Raw genomic sequence first — 16,450 nt, forward strand, 5'->3', positions numbered from 1 at the left:
AACAAAAAAATATTGATCAAATTTAAAAACAATAAGACAAGTCATGACGTGTGCTTTAACGTGATATTGAATTAAAGCGATCATGAATTAATTTATACTCATATCAAGAATCGACTGAGTTATTTGATATGCGCTTGTACGCCCAACATATTGATGCCATCGCACGTGAAATACAGCGTGATGTGCTGTTTATTCATTTTGAGAATTACACGGATGATCAGAATGAGGAAGAAAATATTCGAGATCTTGTGATTACATGGCTTGAACAACATGAAATTGAATTTGAGCCATGTCTAGGTTTGTCAGGTGAGGATGAAATTGATAGCTATCTGGGTGACCTATATCTAGATATTCCTTTTGATGAGCAAAATAAGCAGTATCAGCTGGTTAAAAATTATCTTGAAGATGAACAAGGCAATATGATAATTGAACATGTTCTATTTTTTGTATTGAGCTTAGAGGTTGCGGAAGAAATTGCAAAGGATCAAGAGGAAAAACAAAATTTGAATGAGCAGAAATTTTCGTGAAAAGATAAAAAAGCCTCATCAATGAGGCTTTTTTATTGGTTTAATTCTATTAATTTGTTTAATAAAGCTCACCAGATTTTCGACGTTCAATAAAGTCTTTAGATTCTTTTGCAATGACTCCAGAAAGTAATAATAAGGCAATTAAGTTTGGTGCTGCCATTAACCCATTGAAGGTGTCTGCGAAAAGCCAAACTAAATCAAGTGTGACGACACAGCCTACAAATACCGAAGCAATATAAATGAGACGATAGATAAATACTGACTTTTCACCCAGTAAATAGGTGCAACATTTTTCACCGTAATAACTCCAACCTAAAATAGTTGAATAAGCAAAAAAGATGATTCCGAACGTAACAACCCAGCCCCCAAATCCTGGTAGTAATTTGTCAAAAACACTAATGGTCAAAACAGCCCCAGTTTGATCACCAAATGTTTGTCCTGCCATGATGAAACCCATAACAAGAACAATACCCGTAATTGAGCACACAATAATCGTATCAATGAATGTACCTGTCATTGAAACTAGGCCTTGACGGGCAGGGTGATCAGTTTTAGCTGCTGCCGCTGCAATTGGAGCAGAGCCCATACCAGCTTCGTTTGAAAATACACCACGGGCAACACCGTAACGAATCGCTGCACCGATGGCTCCACCTGCTGCTGCTTCACCTGTGAATGCATAGGTAAAGATCATTTTTAAAGCAGGAACAACTAATTCAAGGTTATTGAAAATAATAATTAGCCCGCCAATGACATAGCCTAGAGCCATGACTGGAACAATAACTGAGGATGCTTTGGAAATAGACTTAATACCGCCTAAAATCACCAATGCAGAGAAAATTGTAATAATGATGGCAGTGGTGAGCGTGCTTATACCCAAACTATTTTCTACTGCTAGTGCCACTGTGTTTGATTGAACTGAGCTACCAATACCAAAGGATGCTAATGTACCAAATAATGCGAAGAGGACTGCGAGCCACTTCCATTTCGCGCCAAGTCCTCGTTCAATGTAGTACATTGGACCACCAGACATTTCTCCTTTTTCATTTTTTACACGGTATTTGACCGCCAAAACACCTTCACCGTATTTGGTTGCCATACCGAAAAAAGCAGTCATCCACATCCAGAATACAGCACCCGGACCACCCAGTACACAAGCAGTCGCTACCCCTGCGATATTACCTGTACCAATCGTGGCTGAAAGTGCGGTCATGAGTGAGGCAAATTGTGAGATATCTCCCGAGTCTTTTTTATCTGGGTGTTTCCCGAACACTTGTTTAAATGCCAATGGAAGCATCCTGAATTGCCAAAAAAGTAGACGGAATGTTAAGAAAACACCTGTCCCAACAATCAGCACCAGCATATAAGGTCCCCAGACTAAGCCGCTGAGTGTTTCCATGATTGATTGTATTTCTTGCATAAATTACCTTCTTATTTTCCTGATTGTTTTTTACATGCATGATCAAGCAAGGGATATGCCATACTTTTGCGCGATCAAACACATCATTCCTTTTGATTATTTTTTGCACTTATATTTTTTACATATAACAACAAGATTTTCAATATTTTACTCAAAATAAGATAAATAAATATGATGAATAATTGATCATTCTGGTGATATATAAGAAAAATGAATTAATACTTTAAACTAATTAGAAAATATTGATCGTGCTAATTTTCTTTTTGAAATCTGATTTTTTTCAGTTAAGTTGTGCCGATTAATATATTTGGTGAATTTGAAAATGTCAGATCAAAATATAAATTCGCCTCAGCAAAATGGTGAATTACAACGAAGTCTATCCAATCGACATTTGCAGTTAATTGCAATTGGAGGCGCAATTGGAACAGGTTTGTTCATGGGCTCTGGGAAAACAATTAGCCTAGCTGGTCCTTCAATTCTTGTAATTTACATGATCATCGGTTTCATGGTTTTTTTAGTGATGCGAGCACTAGGCGAATTGTTGCTTTCAAATTTGCAATATAAGTCGTTTATAGATTTCGCCACGGATTTAATTGGACCATGGGCAGGTTACTTTGTGGGCTGGACCTACTGGCTGTGTTGGATCACCATCGGTATTGCAGATTTATCGGCGATCATTTATTACCTTCAGTTCTTCAATAATGGGATGCCTTTTAGCCCTGAAGAAGGGGTAATGATTAGCATCGCTGCAATCGTATTTATTATGGGATTGAATCTTGTTACAGTGAAACTGTTTGGTGAATTAGAATTCTGGTTTGCTTTAATCAAGATTATCGCAATTGTGGTTTTAATTGGCGTTGGCTTTTGGATGATATTTACAGGTTTCACTTCTACATCAGGTGAAATCGCAGCATTTAGCAATATTTGGTCAAACGGCGGGATCTTCCCAACAGGTGCAATCGGTTTCTTGGCAGGCTTCCAAATCGCAATTTTTGCTTTTGTGGGTGTAGAACTGGTGGGTACAACCGCAGCTGAAACTAAAGATCCTGAAACGAACTTGCCGAAAGCTGTCAACTCGATTCCTATTCGAATCATTATTTTCTATGTTTTGTCGTTGCTGGTGGTGATGTCGGTTACACCATGGAATAAGATTGATCCGAATATTTCCCCATTTGTAAACTTGTTTAGTCAAGCAGGTATTGCAGCCGCTGCTATTATTATGAATTTGGTTGTATTGTCTTCAGTGATGTCATCGATGAACAGTGGCGTATTCTCAACCAGCCGCATGCTGTTTGGCTTGTCGCGCGAGACTCAAGCTCCTGAAGCTTTTGGAAGACTGAATAAGCGAGCTGTGCCAGCGAATGCCTTGTATTTCTCAGCAGTATGTTTGTTACTAGGGGCAGCACTGCAATACTTCGTACCGAATACGGTGGAAGCATTTACTTTAGCGACAACACTTTCCACCATTTTATTTATTTGTGTATGGTTGATGATTATTTGGAGTTATGTGGTGTATTACAAAACACGCCCAGAACTTCATGCCAAATCGAAATTTAAACTACCAGGTGGATTGGTGACATGTGCGATTGTTGCTATATTCTTTGTTGGCATGATTGGAGTATTGGCTTTAGAAGATGATACTCGCCGTGCATTGATGGTGAGCCCGATTTGGTTTGTTATTCTGATCATTGGTTATTTTGGTTTTTATAAGAAAAAATAAAAACTTATAAATGATTTGCAATTTAGGTCAAAAGAAACGTCAGTAATTACTGGCGTTTTTTTATTTCTGTTATTAATCTGTTGCGTTAAATACTTTGGTGAATTAGATGATCAAGGTATACTTCTATAAATTTTACTGATAGGTGTAGGTATGCGTATTTTGATCGGAGTTATCAGTGCAGCCGTTGTTTCAATCTTGGCTGGATGTGGTCAGACTGGTGCATTACAACTACCCAGTGATCCAAACTATGACAAGCGAGCACAATATTTAATTTATAAAAACAATGATCGCCCAAGTCAGGATCAAGCTGAACCTAAAGCAGATGCTGCACCTACTCAAGATTAATATTCATTTATTTTTTTTCTCCAGCGCAATTTAGAAAGGATACATCCATGAGTTTCCCTCGCATTCAAGGGGTTTTGCACGCAGAACAATGTTCATTGGATCAACTTGCTCAGCAATTTGGTACACCACTTTATGTTTATTCAAAAGCAACTTTTGAAAAACATTATTTGGATATGGATCGTGCTTTTAACTTTATCGATCACCAAATTTGTTTTGCAGTGAAGTCAAACTCAAATATCGCAGTTCTAAATGTGTTGGCGAAACTTGGTTGCGGTTTTGATATCGTGACTGGAGGTGAATTAGCACGTGTTTTACGCGCAGGTGGTGACGCTTCTAAAATTGTCTTCTCTGGTTTGGGCAAGTCTGAAGCTGACATTCGTCAAGCATTAGAAGTGGGTATTGCTTGTTTTAATGTGGAATCATATGCAGAGCTTGACCGTATTCAAAAAGTTGCAGCAGAACTTAATGTAAAAGCTCCAATTTCACTTCGGGTAAATCCAGATGTTGATGCCAAAACACATCCATATATCTCGACTGGTCTTAAAGAAAATAAATTTGGTATTCCTTCTGATTCGGTATATGAAACTTATCAGTATGCAGCAAGTTTAAGTCACTTAGATATCGTAGGAATTGATTGTCATATTGGTTCACAATTGACTGAAACTCAACCTTTTGTTGATGCGCTAGATCGTGTAATGAACATGATTGAAGCATTGAAAAAATTAGGGATCAACCTCAAACATATTGATATTGGTGGTGGTCTTGGTGTGACTTATAAAAATGAAGTTCCACCGACAGTTGAAGAATATGCAAATGCTTTACGTCCTGCATTAGAAAAACTAGGTCTTAAAGTGTATATGGAGCCAGGGCGTAGTATTTCGGCGAATGCTGGCGTATTGGTGACGAAAGTTGATCTTTTAAAACCAACCAATCATCGCAATTTTGCAATTGTTGATGCAGCAATGAATGACTTGATTCGTCCTTCTTTGTACGAAGCTTGGATGGATATCCAAGAAGTTAATCAAAATTCGCAAACTGAGAAAAAAGTTTGGGATGTGGTTGGTGCGATCTGTGAAACAGGTGACTTCCTCGGTAAAGAGCGTGAACTTGCGATTCAAGCGAACGATCATTTAGCTGTTTTGGGTGCAGGTGCTTATGGTTTTGTGATGAGTTCAAATTACAACAGCCGAGGTCGTGCAGCAGAGGTGATGGTTGACGGTGATCAAGCACACTTAATTCGTCAACGCGAAACGATTGAGTCTCTGTGGGAACGTGAGTCCTTATTGCCTTAAGGAGACAATAGATGTTGCTAGAATTTACTAAAATGCATGGTCTAGGTAATGACTTCATGGTGGTTGATTTAATCAGCCAACGTGCTTATCTAGATCCTGTCATGATTCGCCGGTTGGCTGACCGTAATTTTGGCATTGGTTTTGATCAGTTATTAATTGTTGAAACACCAGACCATCCGAACGTTGATTTCAAATATCGCATTTTTAATGCGGATGGTTCTGAAGTTGAGCAATGTGGCAATGGGGTTCGTTGTTTTGCCAAATTTGTTCATGATCGTCATTTAACCAATAAAACTAAATTCAAAGTGCAAACAAAGGCGGGGATTGTCGAGCCTGAGTTGGGTGCGAATGGATGGGTTCGTGTGAACATGGGGTATCCGAAGTTCTTACCGAACCAAATCCCATTTTTAGCAGAAACGCCTGCTGCTTTATATGATTTAGCTTTAGCGGATAATGAGACGATCAGCATCGATGTGGTTAATATGGGAAATCCGCATGCAGTGACCATTGTGCCAGACGTGTTAACTGCTGATGTTGCTAAAATAGGCCCTCAAGTGGAATCTCACGAACGTTTTCCTGAGCGTGTAAATGCTGGATTTATGCAGATCGTTGATGAAAAACATGCTCGATTACGAGTTTTTGAACGTGGTGTGGGAGAAACATTAGCTTGTGGTACAGGTGCATGTGCTGCTGCTGTCTCAGGTATGCGCCGTGGTTTATTGTCTAGCAATGTGGAAATCGAACTTGCCGGCGGTAAATTGCTGATTGAATGGAAAGAGGGAGATGTGGTTTGGATGACTGGTCCAACTGCAACGGTCTATGAAGGTCGTTTGGATCTACGTTATTTTCAATAAAACTTATTTCCTGACTAAAAAGCCCTGAAATTCAGGGCTTTTTACTTTATGATTTGTTGGAATGCCCACGAGTATTGATGATTAGGCATCGATTCAATAGAGAGAAAACCAAATGCAATATGGCGCAATGCAATTGCTGTCAATGTGGTTGAAAGAGAGAAAGATTCAAAATCAATCTGAGCATACGCTTGAGGCGTATTTCCGTGATGTGTCTGGTTTTATTGACTTTTGTTATGAAAAGAAAATTGAATTAAATCAAGTTGAAGCATCTGATTTACGAGAATATATGGCTTATAAGGTTGAACAACATCAACTCAACAGTGCAAGTTTACAACGTCATTTAACAGCCATTCGTCAATTCATGAAATGGGCTGTGGAAGGGAAATATCTATCGAATAATCCCATTCATGATTTTAAGTTAAAAAGACAGCCAAGGCCTTTGCCGGGTATGGTTGATGTCGAAACGATTCAGCAAATTTTGGATCAACCTGCACCTGAATCCTCTCAAGATCATCTCTTGTGGTTAAGAGATAAAGCTATTTTGGAGCTGCTTTATTCAAGTGGTTTACGATTAGCCGAAGTACAAGGATTGAATATTCGAGATATCGATTTTACACGACAATTACTTCGAATTACGGGTAAGGGAAATAAAACTCGGGTTGTTCCTTTTGGTTTGAAAGCGAAAACGAGTTTAATCGAATGGCTTAAAGTCCATCGTATCTGGTGTGGGGAAATTGAGTTAGATTCCCCAGTTTTTATTACTAAAAAAGGGAGTCGATTGACGAATCGACAGATTGAAAATCGAGTCAAATTGCAAGCACAAAGAGCGGGCGTAAATGTGGATTTACATCCTCACTTACTGCGACACTGTTTTGCTAGTCATCTGCTTTCAAACAGTGGTGATTTACGAGCAGTTCAAGAAATGCTAGGTCATAGTAATTTATCTACGACACAAATTTATACTCAGTTAGATTTTGATCGTTTGGCTCAAGTCTATGATAAAGCTCACCCTAGAGCCCAAAAATCTTAATCCTCAGTATTAAGTATATTGAATATACTTAATACTGTACTGAATGATAAAGTTATCTGTTTAAAGTGCTGGTGTGTGTATAGGTATCATACGTGCGGGATTCACTTTTTGGAATGCGACTGCGATTTCAAATAAAGTCGGCTCATCAAATTCACGAGCAATAAACTCGATGTTAACATTCATAGGATAACTACTGCGACTTGAGTTGACTGATTTAGCAGGCATAGATAATGCAGGAAAACCACTAAACGGACTTAGGCGATTATTGGTACCTGTGGTCGGGCTACTTCCTAAATTACCAGCGAACCCAGTATTAGAAGGGTAGGCTAAAGCGTCGTATTGTACGCCTTTACGAGTACCATCTAGTTCAACATTATTTAAAGCGCTGTTCATGCGTAAGCGCACGAATGGACTTCTTTCAGTGGTGTTGCGCTCATAATTCTCAATATATGAAGCACTTGTTGGATCAGAATTATAGCCACTGAAGTTACGGATCATTAGTTCACTAGCGAGTAAATCTTCATACGATTGGTAAATACTTCTTGTGGTCTTTAGATATTCTGTAAGTGATATTTTAAATTCAGCACTTGAAAGACTCGAATAACGTGTCAAAATTGTATTTAGATCGCTTATTGTAACTATTTCTACAGTCGCTCCTGCCTCTTCAAGTTTAGTAATTGCGTTATCCATTGCTTCTTTAACGAGATTGTAGTCTTCTTTCTGTTGAGTGGTTGAACCTTCGGAAGGGTAAAGTGCTTGTACTATACCAATACGCTTTCCTTCAAGACTTACAGTGTCATGAGGAACGTAGCTATTCGGTTGATTAATCAATTCGCGGTAAGCAGACTCTGATTTTAGAAGAGGAGAAGTGCGTGCAAATTCACTACGTTGATTTGAACTTAATGAGCTATCGAATCCGATCATTGCATCCATTAATTTTGCACAGTCAATAGCTTGTCTACACATTGGTCCAGCAGTATCTTGAGTTGGTGCCAGTGGAATAATTCCATCTTGGCTCAAAAGACGTAAAGATGGTCGTAAACCGACAAGACCCTGTACTGATGAAGGCACACGAATTGACCCTCCCGTATCAGTTCCTATTCCCACCATTGCAAAACTTGCAGATATGGCAGCGCCAGTTCCTGATGATGAACCACCTGGGCCTTTACTTAAGTCATACACATTTTTAGTTTGATCACCTAGAGTTGATTTTCCACCAAAGCCGAAAGCGAACTCATCAAGATTGGCTTTTCCTAAAATGATTCCGCCATTTTCTTTGATATTTTTTATGATATAGGCATCATCATGTGGAAAATTATCTTTTAATGCTACAGAACCTGCTGTGTTCGCCATATCTACAGCATCAATATTGTCTTTAGCGAGTACAGTGACACAGTGAAGAGGTCCTGAAAGTTTCGAATTTTTTGCAAATTGTTGGTCGAGCACTTCTGCTTCTTTAAGTGCATTTGGGTTTAAAGAAATAATGCTATTGAGCTCTGGACCTTGTCGATCGTAAGCTGATATACGATTTAAATATCCTTGCACAACATCAACACAAGATGAACCTTTGCTTAAAATCGAGTTATGCAAATCACTAATGGTTGCTTCTACAGGATTAAACGGGACAGGAGGCGGCGTGTTAGAATTATTTGTGCTACTTTCATTGTCACCACAGGCTGTTAAGAAAGTTGCTATCGTGACAACAAGCAGAGTTTTTTTAAATGTGATCATGTGCATTCCCCAGATTAAGTTCAAACTGGTTAAGCAATGAATGTGCCACTCTAAAAATGAATGAAATTTACAGTTTTATGCTCCAGAAAATAGCTAATAACCATTGATATAAATAAAATGCGTTAATTTAATGCGAATAAAATTATTTGAAAAATAATGTATTGTTGGGATTGAGCTTTTGAAAGCTGCGCTTTTAAAAATAATTTTCCCTTGAACTTTAGCTTAAATTTTTCGAATTGAATTTTTTTAATACGATTTTTAAGGTATAACTTTAATAGATGGATTTAAGTTGTATACAAATTAAAAAATATTTTGCAGGAATGATTAGGTCAAGCCATGATTGACAATATTGATCAAAAGTATCAGCAACTCTCTTCAGCACAAAAAGACATTTTTGCAGGTTATGGTTTACGTCAGGTGAAACATTTTGTGGAAATCAATTTACCGATGATTGAGGCCGCTCTCCCCAACAATGCCTATGTGCAGGGTATTAATACTGAAGGAAAAATCCAAGCGATTGATCCAATAGCATCTAAGACTTATTTGTGGATTTCTGATCAGCAATGGCAAGAAAGACCTATTGCAGATCAAGGAGTTGATTTGAAAGAAGACTTTATTGAAGTTTGGAAAATTTTTGAACTAGAACAATATCCTATTATTGAATTGAGTCACGTCCATCGTGATTACTTGGCGGCGCTCAATCAAGTTTGAAAAAAATCATTTAAAAAACAGGGCTAATAATTTTAGCTCTGTTACTTTATAGAAAATTAAATTTACCCGTTTCCAACAACTCAATACATAAATATAAAATTATTGATTAAATAACGTTCAATTTTGTTTCATATATTTATTCTGCTCATTCGATTCAGTCAAATTCTTTACACTTGTCTAATAATTTTGAATTTTTTTGGAGAGGGGTAAATGATTAAATTTCATGAAAATAATATCCATGCCGCCATTTTTGATATGGATGGCACAATGTTTGATACGGAGCGACTTCGTTTTCAAACGTTGAAGCAAGCATCATTAGAACTCATTGGTGTCGAATTTACAGACGCCTATTTATTATCTTGTTTGGGTTTAAGTGCTCGTAGTGCCGAAAAACTGGCAAATCAGCAATATGGTCAAGAAGTACCGTATGCGGAAATCAGAAAGCGAGCAGATCAGCTAGAACTTGAGCATGTAAGAAAATACGGAGTGCCGATTAAATTTGGACTCATGCAAGTTCTTGAACGTTTAAGAAAGTCCAATCTGAAAATGGCAGTAGCAACTTCGAGTCGACGTGAAATAGCTGAAGAGTATTTAATCAATGCCAATGTATATAAGTTTTTCGACATTATCGTATGCGGCGATGAGGTTGATAATGGAAAACCACACCCAGAAATTTTCTTAAAAGCTGCTGAGCAACTGAACATTGATCCAACTTTATGTTTAATGTTTGAAGACTCAGAAAATGGAGTGATGTCGGCGTTTGAAGCGGGTGGATTAACGGTATTACTTCAAGATATCAAAGAACCTAATTCAACCATGCTCGAAAAAGCGAATTTCTTTTACGAAAGCATGCATGATTTTCTGGAAGATTTGAATCAATTTACACCAAAATTAAAAATGCCTGCTCTATTTGACTCTTTTCCTCAGACTTTAAATCAGCATGTCGTGGGGATACATGGTTTTGGGGCAATAGGTGGTGGCTATATTGCCCAAGTATTGTCTCATTGGGATGGATATACTCGACCAAAACAAATCTATGCTTCAACTCGGAATTCACTCTATAGAAATAGTGTGAATACTTTTGGTGGTTACAGTATTCGTTATGGGCAACACTCTCATGACGAGCGAATAGACAATATAACCGTCATAGATGCATCAAATATTGAAATGATGCAGCACATGTATATTGAATCAAGTTTAATTGCACTGTGTTTACCTGAAAAGGCAATCGAGCAAGAGGCTAAAACCATTGCTCAAGGGTTGTATGCGCGTTATATCCATTTTGAAGAACAGTTGAATCCTCTAACAGTTTTAATTGTTTTAAACAAAGTAGGCGCAAAATCATTAATTGAACAACAGATTTGTAGTGCTTTGCATGAAATTACGGATGCGAAGACAGTCAATATCATCATGTCGCAGCACTATTTTTGCGATACAGTAGTCAATCGAATGGTAGCTAAAATTACAGATCAAAAACTATTTAGACAGTTAAAAATCAAATACAATATTTTTAGACATGTGCAGCATGAGCATGATTTAGACGTGACGGATGTGGATGAAGGGACGCGTTTAAATGCTGAACAAGAACAATTGGCTACTCAGTATATTGACGATCTATACGAAAAATTCAAATCGGCGCATATTCTACAAAATCTAGAATTGATCTTATTTCATGCCGAAACAGATATGCCACTTTATGTGGAAAATAACAGTCCTTTATTGGCAAAAATGCGCCAAATGATTCTGGTTGAAGAGATTGAAGAGATACAGTTAATCAAAAATCGCATGTGGAATGGTGTGCATGCAATGACAGCATGGGCTGCAAGTTTTCGACAATATGAAACGATCGGGATTGCACTGTCTGATGAGCAAATTTCTAAATTTATGTTGGCAGTACTCCATGAAGTTAAAGTTGGATTAAAGGATCTACTACCACATCGAAAAGAAAATTTAGAACTATTGGCAAAGAGTTTTATCGACTCTTGTGAGACGGCTTATAAAGACCCATGTGATCGAGTGGCGCGAGACCCATATCGTAAGTTAGGTTTTGGTGAGCGGGTACTATCTTCATTGGCATACAATTTTCAACGTGGTAAGCCTTATCAGGAAATTTTCAAAGGGCTTGTATTGGGTTATGCATACGTTATATTGAAGCAAAATCAACGACTTGAAGGTGTGATTCGATATTTTGCGCAGCAACTTAGTCAAACTGAATTGGAGCTTGAGGATCAATTGTATTTACAGGAAGAGCTGAAACGAAGACTCAAAATTTGTGATCCTAAATTGAGTGAATCAGTGGATCAGCATGTACTTTTAGAAAAAATTTTGAATGAAAAAATCGAGGTTGAAAAAACTTAAAGCATTGAAGATTTAACTTTTTAACTTGATCAAAATGGATAATCGGTCCGATCTGAAAAGTCAGTCGGATCGATTGCTTAATGGTATTAAATTGATTGCAGGGGCAGTTGATAGCTTTGTTTAATGATTTGACTGGGTAAATCCGTTTTCACACTGGTAATCCCATTTTTTTTGGTTAAGTGTTCTGACTGAAATTTACGATAGTTCTCCAAATCAGGTACGACAACTTTTAACATCGCATCACATTCGCCCAAAATAATATAGCACTCCATGACTTGAGGGAGTTCTTTCATCGCTTCAATAAAAGTATCGATGGTTTCAGCGTCTTGTCCCACCAACCAAATACGCGAAAATAGAATAAGTTGTAATCCGATTTTTTGAGGATCAACAATGGTTGTGTATTGCTGGATGACTCCAGCATCTTCGAGAATTTTTACGCGTCTTAAACAAGAGGATGGTGATAAGCCAATCTCTTTGGCTAAATCATTATTTTGAATTCGACCGTTGGTTTGAAGTTCATGAATGATACTTTTATCGATACGATCTAATTTAACTGAAATTGATTTAGATATTATTTTCATATATTGGAATTAAATTCTAAAAATTAAAGAATAAATAGAATATTTGAAATCCTATTTTATGTAAATTCGAAGATACTTTTTTTTCATTTTCATTAATGATGGAAGAAAGAAAATGTCTACCTATTGGTTATTTGCTTTGACAGTTATCCCTCTTATTTTTACGCCTGGTCCGGATATGTTATTTATTCTGTCACAGGTAATGGGTAAAAATGCGAAAGCAGGCGTTATGGCGACTTTAGGGGTGTGTTTGGGTTATTTCGTCCATTCTTTTTTAGTCGTTGTGGGTATTGCGGCTATCATTATTTCTTTCCCTATTATTTTTGAAACGATCAAATGGTTAGGAATCTGTTATTTGCTTTATTTGGCATTTAATTTGATTCGATCTGCGCTTAATCACAAAAATATTGAAATTAAACAAAGTCAGGTCATTAGTCCGATTCGACGCGGTTTTATAACATCCTTACTTAATCCTAAAGGTATGCTTATTTATTTTGCGATTTTGCCTCAATTTATTAACCAGCATACCTCTTCGATTATGGGACAGGGGATTGTCTTATCCCTAATCTTCATTGGATTATGCTTAATTATTTATTCATCATTGAGTTTTGTATTTGCATTTTTGACACAGAAAACAGGGATAAATGAAAAACGTCAAAAATGGATTGATGGTGGTTCGGGAGTGATGCTTTCATTGGCAGCAACATGGCTCATTGTGAATTAACATTAAAAAAGCGCAAACTAATGTTTGCGCTTTCTATTCAAATAGAATTAACTTTGGTTAAATTATACTCAAAAAGAATAGCTGTTATTGTAATTTTTGCTGTCTGTTATGACATTTTTTACCTCAAATTTGGTGACTCACGCCAACGCTTTTCAACGTAAAATAAGAGTCTACAGCATCAATTCAACTGATGTAGTTAATAAATTAAAAAAATATTAAAAATCAAAGTTTAATTTTTTACAAAAATATTGAAAAGCTGACAAATTTATTAACAAAATAATTTTGTGAACGCTCCGTTCAACGAAAATTACGCTTTTTTACAGCAGTTTTGTGAATTGTGACTTGACCGAAATGCCAAACACATTGCAAGATAGGACACCTAAAAATTTTAAATGAAGAGTTATTATAACTTTTCTGAATATTTACTTCTGTTAAAACAGCCGAGGATTACATGAAGGCTCTTGTTGCTGTAAAACGTGTGGTTGATGCCAACGTTAAAGTTCGCGTAAAGCCGGACAATAGTGGGGTTGACCTTACTAACGTTAAAATGTCAATTAACCCATTCTGTGAAATCGCAGTGGAAGAAGCGGTTCGCTTAAAAGAAAAAGGAACTGTTTCAGAAATCGTTGTTGTTTCTATTGGTCCTAAAGAAGCGCAAGAACAAATCCGTTCTGCAATGGCGCTTGGTGCAGACCGCGGTATCCTAGTTGAAGCTGATGATAGCCAACTTGGTGCTTTAGAAGTTGCGAAGATTCTTAAAGGCGTTGTAGACGCTGAACAGCCACAACTTATCCTTCTTGGTAAACAAGCAATTGATGACGACTCTAACCAAGTTGGTCAGATGCTTGGTGCATTACTTGGTGCTGGTCAAGGTACATTTGCTTCAGAAGTTAAAGTTGAAGGCGATAAAGTACAAGTGACTCGTGAAATCGACGGTGGTTTACAAACTGTTGAACTAGCACTTCCAGCGATCATTACGACTGACTTACGTTTGAATGAGCCACGTTATGCTGCTCTACCAAACATCATGAAAGCACGTAAGAAACCGCTTGATACTAAATCTCCTGCAGATTTTGGTGTTAATCCTGCAACTAAGCTTAAGACTGTTAAAGTTGAAGCGCCTGCTGAACGTAAAGCTGGTGTTCAAGTGAAGTCTGTTGATGAGCTTGTTGAAAAACTAAAAAATGAAGCGAAAGTGATCTAATACAGAAGGATAAAAATCATGAGTATTTTAGTAATCGCTGAGCACGACAACAAAGCACTTAACGGTGCAACTTTAAACGTTGTAGCTGCGGCTCAAAAAATCGGTGGTGATATCACTGTATTAGTTGCTGGTTCAGGCGCTCAAGCAGTTGCTGATGAAGCTGCTAAAGTTGCTGGTGTAAGCAAAGTTCTTTTAGCTGACGATGCTGCATATGCAAACCAATTGGCTGAAAATGTAGCGAAGCTTGTTGCTTCAATTGGTACAGGTTATTCACACATTCTTGCGGCGTCTACAACGACGGGCAAAAACGTACTTCCACGTGCTGCAGCACTTCTTGATGTAAGTATGATTACTGACATTATTGCAGTTGATGGTCCTAAAACTTTCAAGCGTCCAATCTATGCTGGTAACGCGATTGCAACTGTAGAGTCTGGTGAATCAGTTGTTGTTGGTACAGTTCGTGGTACAGCGTTTGATGCAGTTGCTGCTGAAGGTGGATCTGCTGCGGTTGAAGCTGCAACTTCTACTGGTGATGCGGGTATTTCTAAGTTCGTATCTGAAGAAATCGTAAAATCAGAACGTCCAGAATTAACAGCAGCTCGCATTGTTGTATCTGGTGGACGTGGTGTAGGTTCTGGTGAGAACTACCATAAAGTACTTGATCCATTAGCTGATAAGCTTGGTGCAGCTCAAGGTGCATCTCGTGCAGCAGTAGATGCTGGTTTCGTTCCAAACGATATGCAAGTTGGTCAAACGGGTAAAATCGTTGCGCCAGACCTTTATATTGCTGTAGGTATCTCTGGTGCGATTCAGCACTTGGCAGGTATGAAAGATTCTAAGGTGATCGTTGCGATCAACAAAGATGAAGAAGCTCCAATTAATGCAGTAGCTGACTACTGGTTAGTAGGTGACTTAAATACAGTGGTTCCAGAATTAGTTTCTAAAATCTAATTCAGCATTGCTGTACGAATGCTCTGATCGAGTAATGATTCATTTCATTTTACTTGGTCAGGGCATTTTTATATTTAATCATAAAAAAATCTCATAAAACAAAATTATAGATTATTCTCATCAAGGGATCAGAATTTACCGTTTTATATGTTTTTTGTAATTGTGATATGATTCGCCATCATTTTTTAAGCTCATTCATACTTTCAATGTATTAATGAGGGAGTTTGTGTTTTGCTGGTCGACACCCGAATAACATTACCGCTTGTTCTAATCGCGGTCTCATGTTTAATTTTTCCATTATTTAATCAAGTCCATTTCAATGTGTTTGGTATGGAAGACGTGCGTCTGATTGAAAATTTACAGGCTCTTTTATTGTTGTCCTTTGCAGTTATTAGCTATTTTTACATAAAGCCTTTACAGCTTAGAGAAGGTAAGAAGGAGTTTTGGCTTTGGGCTGTTTGCTGGTGGGTTTTATTGTTTGGTCGTAGTACCAGTTGGGGGCGAGATTATTTCCCTGATGTCCCAAAAATCTATTTTCGAGGTATCTCAATTGTATTGATTGGGTCTGTGGTTTTTCCACTATTGAACCAAAAATTACGCACAGAGATTGTGAACAAGTTTAAGACAGCTATTATCCCAGTTTGGGCCTTGTTTTTGGCTGTGATTGGGCTCGTTGTTTCTGATGCGATAGAGCATCATCGCTTTATAGGGATGCTCCTGCTCACAGAAAATAGTAATGAAAGCTTACTCGAAGAGCTGTATGAGTTTCCGTTGATTTTAAGCTTATTTGCAATTTCTTTTAGTTTAATGAAAGCGGACAAGCGCGAACTTCATCATTGAAGAATATTCATGTATTTATAAAGATCCTTACGAGGATCTTTTTTATGTATAAGTAGCAAAAAAGTGATTTTTATCATTCATTTTAGGGCAATACTGTTTAAGAATTTTGTGTTGAAAATTTAGTCATTTTTATGAATAAAATTAAACAGATCATCCATAAAATTTAGG

The 16,450-nt window shown here is 37.5% G+C and carries 15 protein-coding genes; 12 read left to right on the plus strand and 3 right to left on the minus strand.

Going from position 1 to position 16,450, the window contains the following annotated elements; genetic code table 11:
* Nucleotides 1-128: 128 nt before the first annotated feature.
* The gene (locus AC1M9E_RS04030) at nucleotides 129-527 is read left to right on the plus strand and encodes a hypothetical protein (protein ID WP_481589700.1); all 399 of its coding nucleotides are present in this window, start codon (nucleotides 129-131) and stop codon (nucleotides 525-527) included.
* A gap of 58 nt (nucleotides 528-585) precedes the next feature.
* Here the strand turns inward: AC1M9E_RS04030 and AC1M9E_RS04035 are convergent, their stop codons facing one another.
* Nucleotides 586-1,944: an alanine/glycine:cation symporter family protein gene (locus AC1M9E_RS04035; protein ID WP_481607109.1), complete on the minus strand. Its 1,359-nt coding sequence runs from the start codon at nucleotides 1,942-1,944 to the stop codon at nucleotides 586-588.
* A 322-nt stretch (nucleotides 1,945-2,266) separates the two neighbouring features.
* Here AC1M9E_RS04035 and AC1M9E_RS04040 point away from each other — a divergent pair, with 322 nt between their 5' ends.
* From AC1M9E_RS04040 to AC1M9E_RS04060, 5 genes are all read left to right on the plus strand, one after another.
* Nucleotides 2,267-3,664, plus strand: a complete 1,398-nt coding sequence (locus AC1M9E_RS04040) for an amino acid permease (protein ID WP_481607108.1) — start codon at nucleotides 2,267-2,269, stop codon at nucleotides 3,662-3,664.
* Nucleotides 3,665-3,814: 150 nt separating this feature from the next.
* Nucleotides 3,815-4,009: an LPS translocon maturation chaperone LptM gene (gene lptM, locus AC1M9E_RS04045; protein ID WP_092765967.1), complete on the plus strand. Its 195-nt coding sequence runs from the start codon at nucleotides 3,815-3,817 to the stop codon at nucleotides 4,007-4,009.
* Nucleotides 4,010-4,056: 47 nt separating this feature from the next.
* Nucleotides 4,057-5,301 (plus strand): diaminopimelate decarboxylase, encoded by a 1,245-nt coding sequence (gene lysA / locus AC1M9E_RS04050; protein WP_481607107.1) that lies wholly within the window; start codon nucleotides 4,057-4,059, stop codon nucleotides 5,299-5,301.
* 11 nt (nucleotides 5,302-5,312) lie between these two features.
* Nucleotides 5,313-6,155, plus strand: coding sequence for a diaminopimelate epimerase (gene dapF, locus AC1M9E_RS04055; protein ID WP_481607106.1), 843 nt, complete (start codon nucleotides 5,313-5,315; stop codon nucleotides 6,153-6,155).
* A 112-nt stretch (nucleotides 6,156-6,267) separates the two neighbouring features.
* Nucleotides 6,268-7,185: a tyrosine recombinase XerC gene (locus AC1M9E_RS04060; RefSeq protein WP_481607105.1), complete on the plus strand. Its 918-nt coding sequence runs from the start codon at nucleotides 6,268-6,270 to the stop codon at nucleotides 7,183-7,185.
* Between the two features lie 60 nt (nucleotides 7,186-7,245).
* Here the strand turns inward: AC1M9E_RS04060 and AC1M9E_RS04065 are convergent, their stop codons facing one another.
* On the minus strand, nucleotides 7,246-8,916 hold the full coding sequence (locus AC1M9E_RS04065) for an amidase (RefSeq protein ID WP_488225050.1): 1,671 nt from the start codon (nucleotides 8,914-8,916) through the stop codon (nucleotides 7,246-7,248).
* Nucleotides 8,917-9,252: 336 nt separating this feature from the next.
* Between AC1M9E_RS04065 and AC1M9E_RS04070 the strand changes: the two genes are divergently transcribed.
* The gene (locus AC1M9E_RS04070) at nucleotides 9,253-9,627 is read left to right on the plus strand and encodes a hypothetical protein (RefSeq protein WP_481588525.1); all 375 of its coding nucleotides are present in this window, start codon (nucleotides 9,253-9,255) and stop codon (nucleotides 9,625-9,627) included.
* Nucleotides 9,628-9,837: 210 nt separating this feature from the next.
* Complete coding sequence (mtlD, locus tag AC1M9E_RS04075; protein ID WP_481607103.1) at nucleotides 9,838-11,985, plus strand: bifunctional mannitol-1-phosphate dehydrogenase/phosphatase; 2,148 nt, start codon at nucleotides 9,838-9,840, stop codon at nucleotides 11,983-11,985.
* An 86-nt stretch (nucleotides 11,986-12,071) separates the two neighbouring features.
* Here mtlD and AC1M9E_RS04080 read toward each other — a convergent pair whose 3' ends face one another.
* Complete coding sequence (locus AC1M9E_RS04080) at nucleotides 12,072-12,566, minus strand: Lrp/AsnC family transcriptional regulator (RefSeq protein WP_092765973.1); 495 nt, start codon at nucleotides 12,564-12,566, stop codon at nucleotides 12,072-12,074.
* 112 nt (nucleotides 12,567-12,678) lie between these two features.
* Here AC1M9E_RS04080 and AC1M9E_RS04085 point away from each other — a divergent pair, with 112 nt between their 5' ends.
* The 4 genes from AC1M9E_RS04085 (at nucleotide 12,679) to AC1M9E_RS04100 (ending at nucleotide 16,282) form a co-directional block, all read left to right on the plus strand.
* Nucleotides 12,679-13,287, plus strand: coding sequence for a LysE family translocator (locus AC1M9E_RS04085; RefSeq protein ID WP_035266421.1), 609 nt, complete (start codon nucleotides 12,679-12,681; stop codon nucleotides 13,285-13,287).
* A gap of 451 nt (nucleotides 13,288-13,738) precedes the next feature.
* Nucleotides 13,739-14,491 (plus strand): electron transfer flavoprotein subunit beta/FixA family protein, encoded by a 753-nt coding sequence (locus tag AC1M9E_RS04090; protein ID WP_035266425.1) that lies wholly within the window; start codon nucleotides 13,739-13,741, stop codon nucleotides 14,489-14,491.
* An 18-nt stretch (nucleotides 14,492-14,509) separates the two neighbouring features.
* Nucleotides 14,510-15,442, plus strand: a complete 933-nt coding sequence (locus tag AC1M9E_RS04095) for an FAD-binding protein (RefSeq protein WP_092765976.1) — start codon at nucleotides 14,510-14,512, stop codon at nucleotides 15,440-15,442.
* A 330-nt stretch (nucleotides 15,443-15,772) separates the two neighbouring features.
* The gene (locus tag AC1M9E_RS04100) at nucleotides 15,773-16,282 is read left to right on the plus strand and encodes a hypothetical protein (RefSeq protein ID WP_488225051.1); all 510 of its coding nucleotides are present in this window, start codon (nucleotides 15,773-15,775) and stop codon (nucleotides 16,280-16,282) included.
* Nucleotides 16,283-16,450 lie beyond the last annotated feature (168 nt).

Source organism: Acinetobacter sp. 24-47-47 (genome assembly GCF_057737035.1).